Annotated in this window: 14 protein-coding genes and 1 tRNA gene; 6 read left to right on the top strand and 9 right to left on the bottom strand. The window is 73.4% G+C overall.

Features of this window, described 5'->3' with window-relative positions; all coding sequences use genetic code 11:
- Positions 1–251 precede the first annotated feature (251 nt).
- A complete protein-coding gene (locus tag ACFWPI_RS10230) occupies positions 252–995 on the bottom strand; it encodes a GPP34 family phosphoprotein (RefSeq protein WP_063348095.1) in 744 nt (247 codons plus the stop codon).
- 298 nt (positions 996–1293) lie between these two features.
- Between ACFWPI_RS10230 and ACFWPI_RS10225 the strand changes: the two genes are divergently transcribed.
- Positions 1294–3513, top strand: a complete 2220-nt coding sequence (locus ACFWPI_RS10225) for a hypothetical protein (protein ID WP_380372746.1) — start codon at positions 1294–1296, stop codon at positions 3511–3513.
- Between the two features lie 137 nt (positions 3514–3650).
- Here ACFWPI_RS10225 and ACFWPI_RS10220 read toward each other — a convergent pair whose 3' ends face one another.
- Entirely contained in the window at positions 3651–5183 is a 1533-nt protein-coding gene (locus tag ACFWPI_RS10220) for a glycosyltransferase family 39 protein (RefSeq protein WP_380372748.1), read from the bottom strand.
- A 165-nt stretch (positions 5184–5348) separates the two neighbouring features.
- Between ACFWPI_RS10220 and ACFWPI_RS10215 the strand changes: the two genes are divergently transcribed.
- Positions 5349–5424: transfer RNA gene (locus ACFWPI_RS10215), tRNA-Arg, on the top strand.
- A 243-nt stretch (positions 5425–5667) separates the two neighbouring features.
- On the top strand, positions 5668–8151 hold the full coding sequence (locus tag ACFWPI_RS10210) for an ABC transporter permease (protein WP_380372750.1): 2484 nt from the start codon (positions 5668–5670) through the stop codon (positions 8149–8151).
- Positions 8152–8227: 76 nt separating this feature from the next.
- Here ACFWPI_RS10210 and ACFWPI_RS10205 read toward each other — a convergent pair whose 3' ends face one another.
- A complete protein-coding gene (locus ACFWPI_RS10205; protein WP_380372752.1) occupies positions 8228–9100 on the bottom strand; it encodes a carbon-nitrogen hydrolase family protein in 873 nt (290 codons plus the stop codon).
- A gap of 94 nt (positions 9101–9194) precedes the next feature.
- Entirely contained in the window at positions 9195–10007 is an 813-nt protein-coding gene (locus ACFWPI_RS10200; protein WP_380372754.1) for a phosphatase PAP2 family protein, read from the bottom strand.
- Positions 10008–10459: 452 nt separating this feature from the next.
- Between ACFWPI_RS10200 and ACFWPI_RS10195 the strand changes: the two genes are divergently transcribed.
- Positions 10460–11431, top strand: a complete 972-nt coding sequence (locus tag ACFWPI_RS10195; RefSeq protein WP_380372757.1) for a sigma-70 family RNA polymerase sigma factor — start codon at positions 10460–10462, stop codon at positions 11429–11431.
- Between the two features lie 140 nt (positions 11432–11571).
- Complete coding sequence (locus ACFWPI_RS10190; protein ID WP_380372760.1) at positions 11572–11811, top strand: hypothetical protein; 240 nt, start codon at positions 11572–11574, stop codon at positions 11809–11811.
- Positions 11812–11821: 10 nt separating this feature from the next.
- Here the strand turns inward: ACFWPI_RS10190 and mscL are convergent, their stop codons facing one another.
- The 5 genes from mscL to ACFWPI_RS10165 all read right to left on the bottom strand — a co-directional run bounded on the left by mscL (position 11822) and on the right by ACFWPI_RS10165 (position 16564).
- Positions 11822–12241 carry a large conductance mechanosensitive channel protein MscL gene (gene mscL / locus ACFWPI_RS10185; protein ID WP_380372762.1) on the bottom strand — a complete coding sequence of 140 codons (420 nt, stop codon included), beginning with the start codon at positions 12239–12241 and terminating at the stop codon, positions 11822–11824.
- Positions 12242–12271: 30 nt separating this feature from the next.
- Entirely contained in the window at positions 12272–12535 is a 264-nt protein-coding gene (locus tag ACFWPI_RS10180; protein ID WP_371517405.1) for a hypothetical protein, read from the bottom strand.
- A gap of 298 nt (positions 12536–12833) precedes the next feature.
- Positions 12834–13166, bottom strand: a complete 333-nt coding sequence (locus tag ACFWPI_RS10175) for an FmdB family zinc ribbon protein (RefSeq protein ID WP_380372765.1) — start codon at positions 13164–13166, stop codon at positions 12834–12836.
- Positions 13167–13359: 193 nt separating this feature from the next.
- Entirely contained in the window at positions 13360–14751 is a 1392-nt protein-coding gene (locus tag ACFWPI_RS10170; RefSeq protein ID WP_380372768.1) for an MFS transporter, read from the bottom strand.
- Between the two features lie 328 nt (positions 14752–15079).
- Positions 15080–16564: a potassium/proton antiporter gene (locus tag ACFWPI_RS10165; RefSeq protein WP_380372770.1), complete on the bottom strand. Its 1485-nt coding sequence runs from the start codon at positions 16562–16564 to the stop codon at positions 15080–15082.
- A gap of 311 nt (positions 16565–16875) precedes the next feature.
- On the opposite strand from ACFWPI_RS10165, the gene ACFWPI_RS10160 reads away from it, so the two are divergent.
- On the top strand, positions 16876–19587 hold the full coding sequence (locus tag ACFWPI_RS10160) for a penicillin acylase family protein (RefSeq protein WP_380372773.1): 2712 nt from the start codon (positions 16876–16878) through the stop codon (positions 19585–19587).
- The last annotated feature ends 155 nt before the right edge of the window (positions 19588–19742 follow it).

Below are 19742 nucleotides of genomic sequence, written 5' to 3'. Positions count from 1 at the left end.
TGGTGGTGCGGGTGCTGCTTCGGTGGTGCGTCGGGTCCTTCAGCGCCGTTGCTCAGCGCCGTCGGGCGGCGTGAACGGGGCGGCGCGCGCCGTCGGGGGTGCCGCCGGGCCCGTCGTGCCCCGTCGTGCCGTCGTGCCCCGTCGTGCCCGCTGTCACGGGCCGTACGGGTCGTGCGGGCCGCACGCGCCGCACGCGCCGCGCAGGCCGTACGGCGATCGGTGCGGTGTCCCGCGCGCCCGGGCGGTCCCGGTCAGCGGACGCCGACCCGTGAGGCGGCGACCCGACCGGAGCCCCGGCCGGCCGCGCGGGCCCCGGAACGCCCGGCGCCGGTCCCGGCCCCGGAACCCTGGGAAGAACGGTTCTGCTGCGCCGGCAGGCCGTTCTGCACGTCCATCACGGCGTGCGCGACCATCCCGCCCAGCGGGTCGTACCGGATCAGGTCGCGCAGCCGCGACCGCGAGGACCGGCCCTCGTTGCCCGGATACAGGTGCTTGCCCAGGCCCACGGAATGGGCCAGGGCCGCCAGCGCCGCCGTCCGCGGGTCCGGCGGCACGCCGGTGCGGATGGCGGTGTCCAGCCGCTGTTTGATCGCGGCGTTGGTGCAGTCGTCCGACGCCTGATAGCGGGTCGTCGGCAGCACCCCGCACACCTGGCCCGGCACGGCCGTGACCATGCCGCAGCGCTCCAGGTGCGCCAGGTAGGTCTGCCGCAGCCCCAGCCGGGGCCCGCCGATCCAGTGCGCCGCGCGGACCGGACTGCCGCGTCGGCGCAGCAGTTCCAGTGCGTGGTCCAAGGTCGGGTCGCCGGTCGGCCGTGCGAGCACGACAGCGATCCGGTCTCCCTCCGGTACGATCCGTCCGGCCAGGGACAGCTCGACGAGCTGGGCCCCGGCGAGTCCGAGGTCGAGGGTCTGCGGCTGCGCCGTGGTACCCGTGGTCGGGTCCAAAGCGAGCAGCAAGAGTTCCTCGGGAACAGTTCTGCGGCTCTTGCCCATCCAAGCCTCCCCGCGTGGATGAGAGACAGGGTGACGCCTCTCACACGGGCTTGTCGAGTACGCCTCCGAATCGTGACCTTGCGGTGGAGGCGGGGAACCAGGGGCGGCGGGCCCGGCGTCTGACCGGTGAACAGACCGCAGTACGCCCGTGCGACGGCAATAAGCGCCGGTCGGGCGGGGTGTGCGCAGCCGGATCGGCCGGCGGTGGCGGAGACTGTACAGGTACACGGGGCGGGGCGTCGGCTTCCCGAAATCGGGTCTGCCGGTGCCCCGCCGGGCGTTGAGGAGGCTGGGATACGTGGGCGAGTCCCCCGACAGGGTGCTGAGGGACGGCGAGCGGGCGCAGGAGCGCGAACGCGAGCGGACCGGGACGGCCGCCGGCGCGGGCCCGGACCCGGACGGTGCTCCGGACGGCAACCCGAACGGCACCCGGGAGGCCGGGACCGGCCCCGGCGACGCGCCGGCGGCGGGGGCCAAGCGCGGCTCGACCGTACAGCTCCGTGTCCGGGATGTGGACAGCAAGACCACGATGCTGCGGCTGCCGGTGGACAGTGCGACCACCGCGCTGCGGCTGCCCGAGGAGCTGACCAAGCCCGCCGATGGCGGAAGTTCCGAGGGTGAGGCCGAGGAGGCGGAGGCCACGACGGCCGCCGACGGCGAGGAGAAGGCGGCCGGGCGGCCGACCGGAACCGACCCGCGTCTCACGATGCGGACGGTTGCGGCGGGTGCGGGAGCCGTGGCGGGGAGTGCGGAGAAGGACGCGGAGAAGAGGGCGGGGGAGGCTGGCGAGAAGGCCGCCTCCGAGGGCGACACGCCCGGGGCCGCCGCGCCCGCCGAGGCCGCCGTGCCCGCCGCGCCCGAGAGCGACGAACCGGACGAGGCGGCAGCCGAGCCGGCCAAGCCCGAGGCGCCGGAGGACCCCAGGCTTCCGCGCGCCGCCGCGGTCCCCTCCGCCTCCGCGTCCGGCACCGTGCCGGAGCCCCCGGCACCGACCCCGGTGCCCGAGCCCTCCCCGCTCCCGGAGCCGGTGCCCGAGCCGCACCCGGCGCCCAAGCCCCTCCCCGAACCCGAGCCGCAGCCCGGTCCGGAGCCGCTGCCTAAGCCGGCCCCCGCCCCCGTGCCCGGCCCCGCCCCGGCCCCCGAGCCGCTGCCCACCCCCGACCCGCGGCCGGTGCCGCCCGTCCCGCCGCTGCCGAAGCCCGAGCCGCTGCCCCTCCCGGAGCCGCCGACCGCGCCGGAGAACACCGCCGAGGCGATGGAGGTCCTGGCGACCCTCAACGCGCGCCCGGTCTCGCCGCTGCGCCGCGCGCTCAAGCGGATCACCATCTGGACGGCCTTCCTCGCCGTGGTGCTCGGCGCGGCGGTGGTGGCCCAGCTGCTGCGCCCGCTGCCGGACGCCAAGGTGCGGATGTCCGCCGCGGGCAGCTTCAGCTTCGCCGGCGACCCGCTCGACCTCGCCTGGCCGGCCAAGGGCCAGTCCGCCGCCGAGGTGGTCGGCGTCGGCAGCCTCGGCAGCTCCGGGCAGGAGACGCCGTCCGCGATCGCCAGCGTCACCAAGGTGATGAACGCCTACCTGATCCTGCAGAAGTTCCCGCTGAAGAAGGGGGAGAGCGGCCCGAAGATCACCGTGGACAAGCAGGCCGCGCAGGAGTCCGGCAACGTCGACGAGTCCCGGGTCACCCTCACCGAGGGCCAGGTGCTCACCGAGTACCAGGCGCTGGAACTGCTGATGCTGCCCTCGGCCAACAACGTGGCCCGGTTGCTCGCCCGCTTCCACTCCGGCTCCGAGGAAGCGTTCGTCAAGCTGATGAACGAGACGTCGGCCAAGTTCGGCATGACCAACACCACCTACGCCGACCCGGCGGGCTTCCTCGCGGACACCAAGTCCACCGCCAAGGACCAGCTGAAGCTGGCCGAGCAGGTCATGCAGGACGAGATCTTCCGGCAGATCGTCTCCACTCCGGAGACCAGCCTCAACAACGTGAAGATCTCCAACACCAACAACCTGATCAACCCGAAGACCGGGGTCATCGGGGTCAAGACCGGCTCCAGCACCCCGGCCGGCGGCTGCCTGATGTGGGCCGCCTACAAGGAGATCGGCGGTGTGAAGCGGCTGATCATCGGCGTCACCCTGGGCCAGCAGGCCACCTCGCCCAACCCCGGCGACGGCATCCTGCCGACCGTGCTCAAGGTCAGCGGCAAGCAGATCCAGGCCGCGCAGGGCGGCCTGACCGGCCAGACCGTGGTGAAGAAGGGCGACGTCGTCGGCACCGTGGACGACGGCCTCGGCGGCAAGGTCCAGGTCGTCGCGACCAAGGACCTCGTGGTGGCCGGCTTCCCGGGCATCACCGGCACGGTCACCCTGGACGCGGCCAAGCTCGGCCACACCGCGAAGGCCGGCCAGGAGGTCGGCCTGCTGCGGGTGGGCGCGGGCGACGACAAGACGGAGGTCCCGGTGGCCCTCCAGTCAGACCTGAACCCGCCGTCCATCCAGTCCCGGCTGATGCGCACGCTCTGAGACCGCGACGACGGAGGGGGAGCCGGTTCGCCCGGCTCCCCCTCCGTCGTGTTCCCGCGTGCTCCGGGCAGTGCTCGTCAGTTCCCGCGTGCTCCGGGTCCGTCCCGTCAGTCGCCGCGTGCTCCGGGTCCCGCTCGTCAGTTGTCGCGGTCGAGCAGCGCGACCGTGAACCCGCCGAGCGGCGTCACCTGGTCCGGCGTCCCGTACTGCGTGCGGAGAGCCTGCGCCTGGTCCTCCGGCATGGTGGTCAGCGGGTCCTCGGTGTCCCCGAGGACCAGCAGCCAGATCCGCGCCGCCTGCCCCAGGCAGGCCTCCGGCTGCGGGCACGGCGTCGGCGACAGCTCCTCCGCGTCGTCGGCGCTCTGCGCGACGAACACCGGGTACGGGTGGACGTCCGACGGCAGGTAGTAGCTGACGCCCGGCCACACCATCGCCCAGGCCTGGTTGCCCAGCGGGGCCGCCATCCCGTCCCCGGACCGGTAGCCCGCGGCGATCACCCCGGCCGCCGCCCGGAACGGCTCCTCCGACCCGTTGTGCGAGCCCACGTAGCGCACTGCGGGCTGCTTCGGCAGGGCGGCCACGGCCGGGACGGCGAGCAGTCCCAGCGCCAGCAGTCCCACCGCCGCCCTGGCCGGTCCCGGAGCACGGAAACGTTTCGCCCAGGCCGCCGCGACGCCGTACACCGCGCCGACCCCGCCCCCGGCCAGCACCGCCCACGCGGGCACCGTGAACAGCAGGTACCGCTCGATGAAGTACGAGGTGCCGCCCTGCGACACCACCCACACGCCCACCACCGGCAGCCCCGCGAGCAGCAGCGCCTGCCCGGCCTGCACCCGCCGGCCCGGCAGCAGCAGCACCGGCAGCGCCAGCAGCACGAAGGCGTAGAACACCGTGTGCGAGCCGAACAGGTGCTGGCCGAAGTGCACCAGGCCCCCGAGGTTCGGCTTCTCGATCCAGCCCAGCTGCCGGTCCGACTGCCGGCTGCCCAGCAGCACCACCGGCAGCACCGGCACCGCCGCCACCCCCACCGCCACCGGGTACTGCCACAGCAGCCGCCGCTCTGCCGCCCCGCGCGTGCGCCACAGGTGCAGCAGCACCAGCGCGGCCTGCCCGGCCACCGTGCTGAACGAGATCAGGTGCCCGGCGCCGGCCACCGCCATCGCCGCGCAGTACGGCGCCCACCGCCGCCACGTCGGCCGCTCCAGCGCCCGCACCAGGAACCAGGTGGCCGCCGCGATCGCGAAGGTCACCAGCGCGTACGCGCGCGCCTCCTGCGCGTACCGCGACACCTCCGGCGGCACCGCGAACAGCAGCCCCGCACCGACCGCCGCCACCCGGTTGCCGAACAGCCGCTCGGCGGTCAGCGCCACGAACGCGGCCGCCCCCGCCATCGCCAGCACGGAGGGTATTCGCAGCGCCACCACGGAGTCGCCGAACACCGCCGTCCAGCCGTGCATCAGCAGGTAGTACGCCCCGTTGCTGGCGTCCACGTGCTGGAGCAGCCGGAGCAGGTCGCCCAACGACCGGGTGGCCACCGTCCAGGTCGCCATCTCGTCCCGCCACAGCTCCGGCGTCCCCAGCCGGTACCCGCCCACCGCCAGCATCACCACCGCGGGCCACACCCACACCTGCCCCAGCAGTCGCACCACCGGGTGCCCAGCAGGTCTCATCGGGTCCTTCGTCTCCTTCGCACGGCGTGGCAAGGCGGTCGAACACTTTTCCGGCAGGCTACTTGACCCGCCCTGACCCCTCGTCGGCACCCGCACCCCCAACCGCCACACCCACCCCACCCCCGATCCGGTAGGCTGTGGACGGCCTTGTCGCAGACGGGCCCCGCCTCAGTAGCTCAGGGGATAGAGCACGGCTCTCCTAAAGCCGGTGTCGCAGGTTCGAATCCTGCCTGGGGCACCAGAGACGCGTGTGTCGCCGTAGGCCCCCCGCCCACCAGGGCGGGGGGCCTACGGCGTTTCCGGGGCCGGGCCGGGTCGGGGGCGGCGTACCTCTCGGGGAGGAGGGGGCGCGGTCGGCCGTCCGTCCTCGGAGTGATCATCGAGGAGACCTCGTGCTGACGGGCCGGGGCGGGTGCGGACCCTAGGCTCGGTGAGGCCCCTGCCAGTGCGTCGTGCCTGGTCAGGGCGGACGAGCCGGGGAGCGATGACGACGTACCGATACACCGTGGCCGAGCTGCGCGGGCAACTGCGGCAGCTGCTCCTGAGCGGGGCCGCGATCGCGCTGGGGGTGGCCTTCCTGATCGCCTCGGTCAGCGGCAGCGGGGCGCTGGTGGACTCCTTCAGCCAGACCGCGGCCGCCGAGGTCGGGCCCGGCGACGTGCAGGTGACCAGGACCGCCGCCGGCGGTGGGCTGGACGCCGCCGCCGAGCGGGCCCGGCGGACGGCCGGGGTGGCCGGGGTGGCGCCGCGACTGGTCGGCAAGGGATCGGTGCTGACGGCCGACGGGCGCCCGCTCGACCAGACCGCCGCGGTCAGCGCGGTCGCCGACGACCCGGCGCTGCGCTGGCAGTTGCTCACCGGCGGCCACTGGCCGGCCGGGCCCGGCGAGGTGCTGCTCGACGCCGACACCGCGCACCGGCTCGACGCCGCCCCCGGGGCCGAGGTGCGGCTGGCCCGGGCCGACGGCTCCGCCGCCACCGCCCGGCTGGCGGGCGTCCTGGACGGCCGGGGCGCGCCCAGCCTCGCCGGGCGCCCGATCGTCGGCGTCCCGGCCGGTGCGGTCGCCCAGTACGCGACCGGCGTCACCACCGCCCAGCTGGACGTCCGGGTCCGGCCGGACGCCTCGCGGGCCCGGACCGTCGAGGCGCTGCGCGCCGTCCTCGGCGACGGCGTCGAGGTGCGCACCCGAGACGCCTCCGTCACCGAGGCGACCCGGCAGAGCCGGACCCTCTACGGGGTGGTGCTGATCGCCGCGCTCTCCTTCGTGCTGATCGCGCTCGCGGTGGCGCGGATGGTGGTCGGCAACACCTTCACGGTGGTGCTGGCCCAGCGGACCCGCCAACTCGCCCTGCTGCGCTGCGTGGGCGCCGACCGGCGGCAGCTGCGCCAGCTGATCCGCCGTCAGGGGCTGCTGCTCGGGACGGGAGCCTCGGCGGCGGGCGTGCTGCTGGGGGTCGGCCTGTGCGCGGCGGGGACGGTGGTCGTCGGCACGCTCGACCTCGGCCCGGTGCACCTCTCGCTGGCGCCGGCCCCGCTGACCTGCGCGCTGGCCGGGCTGTTCGGCGTGCTGCTCACCCTGCTGGCCGTCCGCGGCCCGGCGAAGGCCGCGGCGGCGGTGCCGCCGGTGGCCGCGCTCGGCGGCACGCACGGGCCGGTCGGCGGGGCGGCCAAGGCCCGGGCGGCGGTGTGGACGGCGGTGCTGCTGTGCGCGGGGACGGCGCTGCTGGTGGCCGGCGCGGTGGCCCCGCCGCCGCTGTCGCTGCTCGCGGTCACCGTCGGCGCGATCGTCAGCTTCTTCGGCGTGCTGCGGCTCGCCGACCGGCTGCTGCCCGCCGTCGTCGGCGTGCTGGGCGGCCCGGCCCGGCGGCTCGGTGGGACGGCCGGGCGGCTCGCCACCCAGCAGCTGCGGCTCAACCCGGGCCGCACCGGGGCGACCGGCTCGGCGCTGCTGCTCGGCGTGACCGTGATGGTCGGCGCGGTCACCGCGCTGGAGATCACCTCCAACTCCCTGGTGCCGGCGGTGTCCGCGCGCCAGCCCGGGGTCTTCTCGGCGGTCGTCACCGGGGGCGGCGCGCTGCCCGCCGGGGCGGTCACCGCGCTCGGTGCGCAGCGCGGGCTCGCCGTCACGCCGGTCCGCTCGGCCACCGTCGAACTCGACGGCCGGCCCACCCTGGTCGCGGCCGCCGACCTGGCCCGGCTCAACCCCTCGGCGGACGGCGTCGACCAGGCCGGGGCGCTCGCCGACGGCGCCGCGCTGAGCGGTCTCGGCGGCGGCGGGGTGCGCCGGGTCGGGGGCCCGGCGGGCGGGCCCGGCACCGACCTGCGGGTCGAACCCGGACGCAGCAGCCTGCCGCTCACCCTGCAGACCGGTGCGACGCTGCTGGTGACCCCCGCGACCCTGGACCGGCTCGCCCCCGGCGCGGCCGTCACCACGGTCTGGATCAGCCCGGGCGCGGGCGAGGACCGGTCGACCGCCCGCCGGGCGCTGGACCGGGCGCTCGCCGATCACCCGGAGGTGGCCGTCACCGACACCGGCGCGCAGGCGGAGACGCTGCGGTTGCTGCTGGACCGGATGACGACCGTCAGCATGGCCCTGCTGTCCTTCTCGGTCGCCATCGCCGGGCTCGGCGTCGCGGCCACCCTGATGCTCAGCGTCAGCGAACGCGCCCGCGAGATCGGCATGCTGCGCGCCATCGGGATGTCCCGGCGGCAGCTGCGCCGGATGCTCACCCTGGAGGCGGTGCTGCTGTCGCTGGCCGGGGCGTTGGCCGGCACCGGACTGGGCGTCGGCTACGGCTGGGCGGCCGCGCGTTCGCTCACCTCCACGGTGGGGACGGTCGGCGGCCCGCCGGTGGTGCTGGTGCTGGCCGCACTCGGGCTGACCGTCCTGACCGGGCTCGCCGCCGCCGTCCTGCCAGCCCGTCGGGTCGGCCGGATGACCGTGGTGGACGCGATGCGGACCGCCTGACCGGCCAGCGCACCCGGCTCGGAGCGGCCGGGCCACCCGGCCTGCCCGGAGCGGCCGGGCACGGAGGTCGACCGGCTCAGGCCAGGGCGAAGAGCGCGCGCGGGGCAGTCGGGCGGGCGCTGGCGGCGGCCAGGTCGGCGAGCATGGTCTCGCTCTCCCGGGCGGCGCGCAGGACGGCCGGGTCGAGGTCGACGACGACGAGTTCGCGCCGGTCCTCGCCCGCCTCGGCGAGCAGCCGGCCGTCCGGGGCCCACACCGCGCTGCCACCGCAGGTGTGCCAACCGCCGGTGTGGCCGATGTGGTTGGCGAGCACCGTGTAGAGGGTGTTGTCGAGCGCGCGGGCGGGGAACCAGGTGCGGGACTCGTGGTGGCCGTGGCCGACGCTGAACAGCGCGCCGACCAGGTAGGCGTGGCAGCCGTCGAGCGCGGCGGCGCGGGCGTGCTCGGGGAAGCCCGAGTCGTAGCAGACGCCGAGGCCGAGCCGCCAGCCGTCCAGCTCCAGGGTGCAACCGGCCGCCCCGGGGCGGTAGTAGTCGCGTTCGGTCTTGAACAGGTGCTGCTTGTCGTAGCGGGTGACGAGGCCGCCGTCCGGGCCGAGGACGAAGGCGGAGACCCGCAGCTCGTCGCCCACCTGCGCGGCGGCGCCGACGATCGCGGCGGTGCCGGTCTCGCGGCAGGCCTCGGCGATCGGCGCGAGGCGCGGATCGCCGGGCTGGACGGCGCACTTGAGCGGGTCGGTGCGGATCAGCTCGGGCTCGTAGCCGGAGAGGAACTTCTCGGCGAACAGCACCAGGCGGGCGCCGGCCGCGGCGGCCTCGCGGACCAACTCGGCGGCCTGGGCGGCGTTGGCGGGTATGTCGCCGGCCACGGCCTGGGCCTGGACGGTGGCGATCCGCAGTGGGCGCTCGGGGTGACGGACGGCGGCGGCGGGGACCGGGTCGGGAGACATGGCCGTCACGCTAGCGGACGGCTTCGGGCAGCCCCGGACGGCCCTGGACCGGCCCTGGGCGGCCCCGGACGACCGCACGCGGATGCCGGTGGTCTCAGTGGACGGCCCCGTCCGGGTGGTCGGTGGCGGCGTCGCCCAGCGGATCGGTGCCACGCGGCGACCGGACCGACGGCACGGTGATCCGCTGGACTCTCGGCCGGGTACGCCAGTTGACCCGCCGTACGTCGCGGGCCAGCGCGCCCGGTCGCCAGAGTTCGACGACGGCGGTCACGGCGCCCAGCACGAACCCGGCGGCCAGCCAGCCGGCGACCACGTCGCTCGGCCAGTGGACCCCGAGGGCGATCCTGGTCCAGCCGATGGTCAGCACCGTCGCCGCCGCCACCGCGCAGGCGGCGATCCGTCCGCGTCGACGGACCCGGTACCAGACCAGGCCGACCAGCACCGCGCAGGTGATCGCCGAGGCCATGGCGTGCCCGGAGGGGAAGGCCGGGCCGCCGGCGTGCGAGACCGGGTCGGCGAAGGAGGGGCGTTGGCGGCCGACGGCCAGCTTCAGCGCCCACTGGCCGCCCCAGCCGACCAGGGTCTGGGCGGCCACCCAGCCGGCCAGGACCCGGGCGCCGATCAGCCACAGCCAGACGGCCGCGATGCCGAGCAGGGTGCGCATCGTGACCGTGCCGCCGATGTCGGAGAGCGTCTGCACCGAGGCGGTCCAGATCCGGTGCTGCCGGGCGAAGGTGTGCAGTTCGCCGATCCAGCTCTGGTCGAGCTGTTCCAGCGGATGCCAGTGCCGGGTCACCAGGGCGGCCAGGAGGCCGAACAGCGCGGCACAGACCACCGCGAGCGCCGAATCCCGCAGGAGGCGGCGGTGACGCGCAGTGACGGTGGTCGAGCTGTTGGTCAGGTGCATGGCTGACACCTTCCCAGTGTCCCGGGCCGATCAGGACCACGGGTGATAGCGATTCGGCATCGTTTGTGGGGAGAACCTGCGTGCGCCGGGGGCGGGCGCCGGCGGAAGGCGCCGGCGGAAGGCGGGGGCGCGCGGGAACGCGCGTGCCCGTTCGCGGGTTTCACCCTGTACGGCGGCCGGCGGGGCGGCGGGCGCGTGTGCGGGGCGTGACGGAAGCGCTCGGAAGCAGTTGCGGAAACGGCACCTAAGGTGCTCGACCGGTCACCCGGTGTCCATAACCGGGGTGAAAACCGGCAGGATACTGCATCGCGGGGAAGAATCTGAGTAACTTGGGAATGTTGTCCGGATTCTGTTCGTTGGATCGTTACGTGTGAGCCCCGCGGGGCCCCCATTTCTTGCCCTCTCGGGGGGCAGGCAGGCAGACCTCGGCAATTCCAGCAAAGGGAGCAAGCATGGCCACCCGTGCCGTCGTTCGCGACAGGGCCGACCGGACTCGCGCGGCCCGCCCGACCAACCTTGAGGCCGACCGCGACCTGGTCGGCATGTACCTCGACGAGATCGCCAGGACACCCCTGCTCGATGCCGCCGAGGAGGTCGAGCTCTCACTGCGGATCGAGGCCGGCGTGTACGCCCAGCACTTGCTGGCGGAGGGCGTGTTCCCCGACGGCGTGAAGCGCGAGGAGCTGGAGGCGATAGCCGAGGACGCCGAGCGCGCCAAGGACGTCTTCATCCGCTCGAACCTCCGGCTCGTGGTGGCGGTCGCCCGCCGGTACCCGCGCAGCGGCCTTCCGCTGCTGGACCTCATCCAGGAGGGCAACGCCGGCCTGGTGCGCGCCGTCGAGAAGTTCGACTACGCCAAGGGTTTCAAGTTCTCCACCTATGCCACCTGGTGGATCCGGCAGGCGATCACCCGGTCGATCGCCGACCAGTCCCGCACCATCCGGCTGCCCGTGCACCTGGTCGAAGAGCTGGGGCGGATCCGACGGGTGCAGCGGGAGAAGTCCAAGGAGCTGGGCCGGGAGGCCGAGCCGGCCGAGATCGCGGCCGAGCTGGACACCACCGAGGCCCGGATCAAGGACGTGCTGGATTGGGCCCGCGACCCGGTCAGCCTCAACATGGCGGTCGACGACGAGGGCGAGACCCAGTTCGGCGACCTGGTCGAGGACACCGGGGCGACGTCCCCCGAGGACGCCGTGATGGTCATGCTCCGCCGCGAGGAGCTGGACGGCCTGATCGGGCGGCTGGACGACCGCACGGCCTCGATCATCCGCTCCCGCTACGGGATGGAGGACGGCCGCGAGCGCACCCTCACCGAGGTGGGCAAGCAGCACGGCCTCACCCGCGAGCGGATCCGCCAGATCGAGAAGCACGCGCTGGCCGAGCTGAAGAAGATCGCCGACCACGCGGGCTTCGAGGCCGCCTGAGAACCCGAGCAACTGCCTGCGGCTCCATCCCCGCCCCGGGCCCTGGTGCGGAGCACTCCGCACCAGGGCCCGGGGTGTGTCACGGGGCTCTTAGGCTGGAGGGACAGGACGATCCGGACGGCAGTCGACGGGAAGCGGAAGTGAGCAGGGTGAGCGAGCAGGGGCAGGCGCGGGAGCAGGAGCAGGGACAGGGGGAGCAGCAGGGACGGGAGCAGCGGCCGGCGGCGCCGAAGGCCCGGCTGGTCTTCCGGGACCCTCTGGACCAGCAGTCCCGGGACGACACCGACACCGGCTGGGGTGAGCGCCCCGGGGCGGGGGAGAGCGGTGGGCGGGGGCTGGACTGGTACCTGAGCCAGCGCCCGCCGCACCACGGGGACTGAGGCGCGGCGCTCAGCGCTGCGGGGCGACCAGCGCGTCGCGGATCTCGGTGAGCAGTTGGACCTCCTTGGCCTCGGCCTCCGCCAGCGTCTCGGCGGTGCTCTTCCGCCTGGCGGCCAGCCTGTTCATGGGCACGATCAGGACGAAGTAGACGACGGCCGCCGTGATCAGGAACTGCAGCAGGGCGCTGAGCACCGATCCCCACAGGATGAGGATCCCGGACGTGACCTCGCCGGTGGCGTTCAGCTCGCAGGGCCCCTTGAGGCAGGAACTGTAGGACGCCAGGTCCTTCGTTCCGAAGACGCCGACGATCGGATTGATGACGCCCTTGACGAAGGCGTTGACGATGTTGGTGAAGGCCGCGCCGATGACGACGGCGACGGCGAATTCGACGACGTTTCCACGCAGCAGGAATTGCTTGAAGCCTTTCATGCCGCCGTGAACGACGAAGTCGTTGCCCGGTTACGGGTGATCTTCCGTCGGACCGGATTGACAACCCGTCCGGCTCACCGGGCCGCCCGGCGGCGACGGCAGCCCGGCCCGTGCGGGCCCGACCGCGAGCGCCGCGGCCACCGCGAGCAGCACCAGCGCGGGCACCCCGGCCCGGCGCCGTACGGCGTGCCGCCAGCGGTGCCACCCGCCGGCCCCGCGCCGGATCGGCGGGAAGCGCGGCACCTCCCGCCGGGGCGGTACGGCGGGTGCGGGCAGCGGTACGGAGAGGCTCATCGTCGTCATGGTCACCACCGAGGTCGTGGGGGGCCGCCCCTGTGCGGGCCGGTCGTTCTCCGGCGACCCCTACGATGTGCGCCGCGCCCCGCCCCGGAAAGCCGTTATCCGCAGCCTGTGGACAACTCGGGCCCTGTGGATGAATTCGTACACCCGCACGAGTGCATCCGGCCCGCCGGGGCTGACGAACCGGGGCGGCGAGTGGTGACAGCGAGCAGGGACGACGAAGGCCCGCCGCCCCGCAGAGAACGCGGGGCGGCGGGCCTTGTCGATGCGCTGTGTGCGTCCGGCGCCGAGGTCAGCTCGCGGCCGGAGCCGGGCTGGAGGAGCTGGAAGAGCTCGAAGAACCGGAGGACGAGGACGTCGACGACGTCGAGGGCGACGCCGGGGTCGAGCCGGACGACGCCGCCGAGGAGCTACCGGAGGAGCCTGCGCCCACCGTGCTGCTGGAGGACGAGCGGCTGTCGGTGCGGTAGAAGCCCGAGCCCTTGAACACGACGCCCACGGCCGAGAAGACCTTGCGGAGCCGTCCCTGGCAGTCGGGGCACGTGGTCAGCGCCTCGTCGGTGAACTTCTGCACCGCCTCCAGGCCGTTGCCGCACTCGGTGCACTGGTACTGGTACGTGGGCACTTGTCTTCCTCCTGGCACTCTCGCCTGATGAGTGCTAACGATGGTCAATGATGCGGCATTCCGCTGAATCAGTCCAGCGACTCCGATGTGAGATGAGCCGTGGCCGAGCCGCGCACACTTCTCCACCGCGGCTCCGCGCGGCTTCCACCGCGCGCCGCCCACGGCTTCGCGCGGTGCGCCACCGCGTGCCCGCTCAGCCCTTGGCCGCGCCCACCAGCTGCGCCGCGGTGCCGCGCTCCGGTGCGGCCGCGACGACCTGACCAGGCCCGCCCGGCGCGGTCAGCAGGTGCCGCAGCGACACCAGCGCGATCAGGCCCAGGCCGGCGCCGGCCACCGGCACCAGGAACCCGCTGGACGGCCCGTGGCCGTCGATCAGCTGCCCGGCGATCATCTGGCCGACCGCCAGGCCGAGGCCGATGGCGCCGGTCAGCCAGGTGAACGCCTCGGTCTTGGCGCCGTCCGCGACGAGCGTCTCGACCAGGGTGTAGCCGCTGATCAGGGTCGGCGCGATGGCCAGGCCGCAGACCAGTCCGGCGACGGCGAGCGCGACCAGGTTGGGCATCGCCCACAGCGTCGAGCAGCCCAGCACCAGCAGGGCGTAGCTCATGACCATCCGCTGCTGCACGGACCGCCGCCAGGCGATCACGCCGTACAGCACGCCGGCCACCATCGAGCCGCCGGCGAAGATCCCGTACACGGTGCCGGCGGCGCCGTGCTGCCCGACCGAGTCGGCGAAGGCGTTCACCGAGACCTGCATGCCGCCGAACACGGCGCCCACCCCGAGGAAGGCCCCGGCCAGCAGCCGGACGCCGGGGGAGGCGAGCGCGGAGGCGCGTCGCACGCCGGGCTGGGGCAGTGCCCGGGCGGGCGCGGTGCGCCGCTGGGCGGCGAAGGCCAGGCCGCCGACGAGGGTCAGCGTGGCCTCGGCGATCAGCCCGGCCGAGGGGCTGACCGTGGTGGCGACGGCGGTGGCCAGGATCGGGCCGATCACGAAGGTGAACTCGTCCGTCACGGACTCGAAGGCGAACGCGGTGCCCACCTTGGCCGCGGACGAGGCGGACGCGCCGTCCGCGGTGAACTCGGCGATCCAGCGGGCCCGGACCATGGCGCCGATCTGCGGAACGCTCGCGCCGGCCGGGACGGCGGCCAGGAACAGGCTCCAGGCCGGTGCGTGGCCGAGCGCCAGCGCGATCAGCGCGCCGACCGAGGCGGCGTGCACCACGACGGTCGGGACGAGGACGGCGGTCTGGCCGTACCGGTCGGCGAGCCGGCCGGTCTGCGGGCCGATCAGGGCCTGGGCGACGGCGGCGACGGCCGCGACGGTGCTCGCGGTGCCGTACGAGCCGTGGGTGTCCTTGACGAGCAGCAGGATGCCCATGCTGAGCATCGCGTACGGCAGCCGCGCGAGGAATGCCGGTGCCAGGAACGTCCAGGCGCCGGGAGTGCGCAGCAGTGCGCCGTACCCGACCCGCACGGGGGCGGGGGCGTCGACGGCATCGGCGGTGCCGTCGGCGGGGGTGGCGTTGGCGGTGTCACGCGGGGTCGCGGTGTCCGCGGGGTCGTCGACCGTTCGGCGGGCCGTCACGGTCGGTCCTTCCTGCTGCCTGGTAGCGCGGCAGGGCATGGGGTGGCCCCGACGGCGCCGAGAGTCGTCCTCTCGCGCGTCGACCGGGGTAGATACCGGGCCGGCCCGGCGTGGTGGCCGAGGTCCGGACCGCGGCCGCCGAACGGTCGCGCCAACTCTGCTTCAGGCAGATGCTGGGTGTGATCTGACCATCATACATATACGCGCGTAGATGTCGCGCGCATCCCCAGACTACAAGGCACGTCCAAAACTGTCCTGCCCATCGAAGGTGAACAGCGGGTGAGGCCTTCCGGTCTTCCGGTCACCACCCGCCGCCCACCCGCCGGGCTCACCGCCCGTGCAGCCACCCCGCGAGCTTGCCGCCCTTGTCCACGGCCCGCAGCCGCCGCTCGGCCGCCTCGCCGACCTCGTCGGTGGTGACCACCAGCAGCTCGTCCCCGCCGCGCAGCACCGTCGCCTTGTCCGGCACGAAGGAGCTGCCCTCCCGCACCACCAGGGTGACGGCGGCCCCCTTGGGCAGCCGCAGCTCGCTGACCTCCACGCCGGACATCCGGGAGCCGGGGGAGAGCGCGACCGACAGCAGGTGCCCGTGCAGCTTCTCCAGCGGGGCTGACTCGATGTCCAGGTCCTGGCCCATCGAGCCCTCGCCGATCCGCAGCTGCTTGGCCACCCAGGGCAGGGTCGGGCCCTGGAGCAGGGTGAAGACGACGACCAGGATGAAGACGATGTTGAAGACGTCCTGGGCCTTCGGCGCGCCCGACACCAGCGGGATGGTCGCCAGCACGATGGGCACCGCCCCGCGCAGTCCGGCCCAGCTGAGCAGCGCCTGCTCCCGGCCCGGCACCTTGAACGGGGTCAGCGTCACCACCACGGACAGCGGCCGGGCCAGGAAGACCAGCACGCCGCCGATCACCAGCGCGGGGACCACCGCGGAGCCCATGGTCTCGGGCGTGCAGAGCAGGCCGAGCAGCACGAACATGCCGATCTGCCCGATCCAGGCCAGGCCGTCGGCGAAGCCCCGGACGGCCGGGCCGTGCGGCAGCTTGGCGTTGCCGAGGATCACCGCGCAGATGTAGACGGCGAGGAAGCCGGAGCCGTGCAGCAGCGCGCCGCCCGCGTAGGCGAGCACGGTCAGCGCCATCACGGCGATCGGGTACAGGCCGGAGGAGGGCAGCGCGACGTGCTTGATCCCGTACGCGCCGAGCTTGCCGGTCGCGAAGCCGACCGCCGCGCCGATCGCCAGCTCGGCGATGATCGTGCCGACCAGGACGTACCAGGAGTCCAGCTCGCCGGTGGTGGCGAAGGCGACGACCAGGATGACCACGGGCGCGTCGTTGAAGCCGGACTCGGCCTCCAGCAGGCCGGTGAGCCGGTGCGGCAGCGGGACCATGCGCAGGACGGAGAAGACGGCGGCGGCGTCGGTGGAGGAGACGATCGCGCCGAGCAGCATCGAGGTCCGCCAGTCCAGGCCGACCAGCCAGTGCGCGCCGGCCGCGGTGACGAACACGCTGACCCCGACGCCGACGGTGGCGAGCACGGTGGCGGCCGGCATCACGGGTCTGACCTCGCGCCAGCTGGTCTTGAGGCCGCCCTCGGCGAGGATCACCACGAGCGCCGCGTAGCCGAGCACCTGGGTCAGCTCGGCGTTGTTGAAGGAGACGCCGATGCCGTTCTGGCCCAGGGCGACGCCGATCCCGAGGTAGATCAGCAGGCTCGGTAGCCCTGAGCGGGTGGATATCCGCACGGCGACCACCGCGACCAGCAGGATCACGGAGAACTCGAGGAGGAGCTGGTTCAGGTGGTCGATGTTCACGCAGTGGCACCTCGTGCAGGCAGGGGCGGGCGGGGTGTCTGGTGGTGCTGGAGGGTGCGACCCGTTAAGAAGGCGTCAATGCTCCTGTTGCGGATCGTTACTCAGTCTAACATTTTGCCATATCTTTAGTTTCTTTTCCTCCCCGGGCCCCCGACCACCGCCTCCAGGCCTCCTCGTTGACCTCCTCCGATCCCACGGTGAGCGTCCCCCGTGCACGCCGCTCGGCCGACTCGGCCTAATGTGGTGCCCTGTCACGGCCCCCGGCCCTGGACACGCCCGCCCGCCCCGAAGTCAGGACCGCAAGGACCCAGATGCCCCGCTCGAAGAAGTTCCGGCGCGCCCGTCTGATCGTGATCGTGCTGGTCGTGCTGCTGGTGGCCGGCGTCGGCTACGGCGGCTACCGCGGGGTCACCGCGGTCCGCGCGTCCTTCCCGGAGGTCGACGGCACCGTCAAGGTGGCGGGCATGAGCGCGCCGGTCGACGTCAAGCGGGACGCCAACGGCATCCCGCAGCTCTACGCCGACACCAACGAGGACCTCTTCCGCGCCCAGGGCTACGTCCAGGCGCAGGACCGCTTCTGGGAGATGGACGTCCGGCGGCACATCACCGCCGGTCGGCTGTCCGAGATGTTCGGCGACGGCCAGGTCGACACCGACGCCTTCATCCGCACCATGGGCTGGCGGCAGGTGGCGCAGAAGGAGTTCGACACCAAGCTGTCGGCCGACACCAAGAAGAACCTCCAGGCCTACGCGGACGGCGTGAACGCCTGGCTCGGCGAGCACCCCGGCGGCGAGAAGGCCTCGCTGGAATACGCCCTGCTCGGCGCCGTCAACGGCGACTACCAGCCCGAGCAGTGGAGCCCGGTCGACTCGGTGGCCTGGCTCAAGGCGATGGCCTGGAACCTCTCCGGGAACCTCCAGGAGGAGATCGACCGCTCGCTGCTGGCCCAGGACTTCGGTCCGGACAAGATCGCCGAGCTGTACCCCGACTACCCGTACACCCGCAACGGCACGATCGTGAAGACCGGCACGGTGGCCGGCGACAACTACCGCCCCGCCGACGGCTCGCCCCCGTCCGGCGGCGGCACCGCCACCACCCAGGGCGCGGCCACCACCAAGGCGCTGCTCCAGGGCCTCACCGACCGGATCGACGGCATGCCGCAGCTGCTCGGCAGCCCCGGCCAGGGCATCGGCTCCAACTCCTGGGTCGTCGCCGGCACCCACACCACCACCGGCAAGCCGCTGCTGGCCAACGACCCGCACCTCGGCCCCGGCCTGCCCTCGGTCTGGTACCAGATGGGCCTGCACTGCCGCGCCAGCTCGCCGGCCTGCCAGTACGACGTCTCCGGCTTCAGCTTCGCCGGCATGCCCGGCGTGATAATCGGCCACAACAAGGACGTCGCCTGGGGCTTCACCAACCTCGGCGCCGACGTGACCGACCTCTACCTGGAGAAGGTCACCGGCCCGGACACCTACCAGGTCGACGGCAAGGACGTGAAGTTCGACCTCCGCAAGGAGACCATCAAGGTCGCCGGCGGCGAGGACCGCACGATCACCGTCCGCACCACCCAGACCGGCGCCCCGCTCATCTCCGACCAGAGCACCGAGCAGCAGAACGTCGGCAAGTACGCCCCCAACGGCAGCGCCGCCCCCGACCGCGGCACCGGCGGCTACGGCGTCGCCCTGCAGTGGACGGCGCTGAACCCCGGCAAGACCATGGACGCGGTGTTCGAGCTGGACCGGGCCCGCAACTGGGACGAGTTCCGGGCCGCCGCCAAGGACTTCGCCGTCCCCGCGCAGAACCTGGTCTACGCCGACGCCAAGCACATCGGCTACCAGGCCCCCGGCGACATCCCGGTCCGCGGCAAGGGCGACGGCAGCTACCCGGCCCCGGGCTGGGACTCCACGTACCAGTGGAAGGGCTCGATCCCCTTCACCGCCCTGCCGTACAGCCTGGACCCGTCCGCGGGCTACATCGTCACCGCCAACCAGGCCGTGGTGGACCCGAGCTACAAGTACTCGCTCACCAAGGACTGGGAGTACGGCACCCGGGCCAAGGAGATCACCGACCAGATCGAGGGCCTGCTCAAGAACAACGGCAAGATCTCGCCGGACGACATGCAGACCATGCAGCTGGACAACACCAGCATCATGGCCAAGACGCTCGTCCCGCTGCTGCTCAAGCAGCAGATCGACGACCCGTACGTGCGCGAGGCCCAGGACCTGCTGAAGGACTGGAACTACCACCAGGACGCCGACTCGGCCGCCGCCGCCTACTACAACGGCGTCTGGCGCCAGCTGCTCAGCCTCGCCTTCGGCCAGAAGTTCCCGGCCGACCTGCGGGCCAAGGGCAACTGCCTGCTGGTCCGCCAGCAGGACGACCCGACCAGGCCGGACAGCTCCAGCAAGATCGTCACCGAGTGCGGCACCCGCGACCCGGGCAAGGCCCAGCCGGACGGCGGCGACCGCTGGACCGAGGTGGTCCGGCAGCAGCTGGACAAGCCGGACAGCTCCTGGTGGACGTACATCGACTCCCAGCACAAGGAGCAGAAGGGCCTGGACAACCTGCTCAAGGAGGCGATGAAGGACGCCCGGCAGGACCTCACCTCGCTGCTCAGCAAGGACATCTCCACCTGGAGCTGGGGCCGCCTGCACAAGCTGACCCTGCGCGAGCAGACCCTCGGCACCGACGACTCCTCGATCGCCTCCGGCGTGGTCCACCGGCTGCTCAACCGCGGCCCGTACCGGCTCTCCGGCGGCTCCGCGGCCGTCGACGCGGCCGGCTGGAACGCGGCGGCCGGCTACCAGGTGGACTGGATCCCGTCGATGCGGATGGTGATCGACCTGAGCGACCTCGACTCCTCGCGCTGGATCAACGTCGGCGGCGCCTCCGGCCACGCCTTCCACGACAACTACAACGACCAGACCGACCTCTGGCTCAAGGGCAAGCTGCTGACCTGGGCCTACACGCCGGACGCGGTCGAGAAGGCCACCAAGCACAAGCTGGTGCTCACCAACGGCTGACCCCGCACGACCCGCACGACCCCGGCGGGGCCCCGCCCCCCCCCGGGCGGGGGGGTGCCGCGCTGGCGTTCCAAAAAACCGGCCTAAACGCGGGTGGTTTCAAAACTTGGGGGGGGGGGGGGCGGGCCCGAGGCCCCGCATGCACTTCCCGGAAG

It is taken from the genome of Kitasatospora sp. NPDC058492, assembly GCF_042720685.1.
Taxonomy (GTDB): Bacteria; Actinomycetota; Actinomycetes; order Streptomycetales; family Streptomycetaceae; genus Kitasatospora.
Note: the sequence above shows the minus strand (reverse complement) of the source record. Positions and strands in the feature narration are given on the sequence as shown.

Coding starts and splice junctions, on each gene's coding strand:
- ACFWPI_RS10230 (WP_063348095.1), bottom strand. CDS start 995: ATGGGCAAGAGCCGCAGAACTGTTCCCGAGGAACTCTTGCTGCTCGCT.
- ACFWPI_RS10200 (WP_380372754.1), bottom strand. CDS start 10,007: ATGCACCTGACCAACAGCTCGACCACCGTCACTGCGCGTCACCGCCGC.
- ACFWPI_RS10220 (WP_380372748.1), bottom strand. CDS start 5,183: ATGAGACCTGCTGGGCACCCGGTGGTGCGACTGCTGGGGCAGGTGTGG.
- ACFWPI_RS10180 (WP_371517405.1), bottom strand. CDS start 12,535: ATGAGCCTCTCCGTACCGCTGCCCGCACCCGCCGTACCGCCCCGGCGG.
- ACFWPI_RS10195 (WP_380372757.1), top strand. CDS start 10,460: ATGGCCACCCGTGCCGTCGTTCGCGACAGGGCCGACCGGACTCGCGCG.
- mscL (WP_380372762.1), bottom strand. CDS start 12,241: ATGAAAGGCTTCAAGCAATTCCTGCTGCGTGGAAACGTCGTCGAATTC.
- ACFWPI_RS10160 (WP_380372773.1), top strand. CDS start 16,876: ATGCCCCGCTCGAAGAAGTTCCGGCGCGCCCGTCTGATCGTGATCGTG.
- ACFWPI_RS10210 (WP_380372750.1), top strand. CDS start 5,668: ATGACGACGTACCGATACACCGTGGCCGAGCTGCGCGGGCAACTGCGG.
- ACFWPI_RS10205 (WP_380372752.1), bottom strand. CDS start 9,100: ATGTCTCCCGACCCGGTCCCCGCCGCCGCCGTCCGTCACCCCGAGCGC.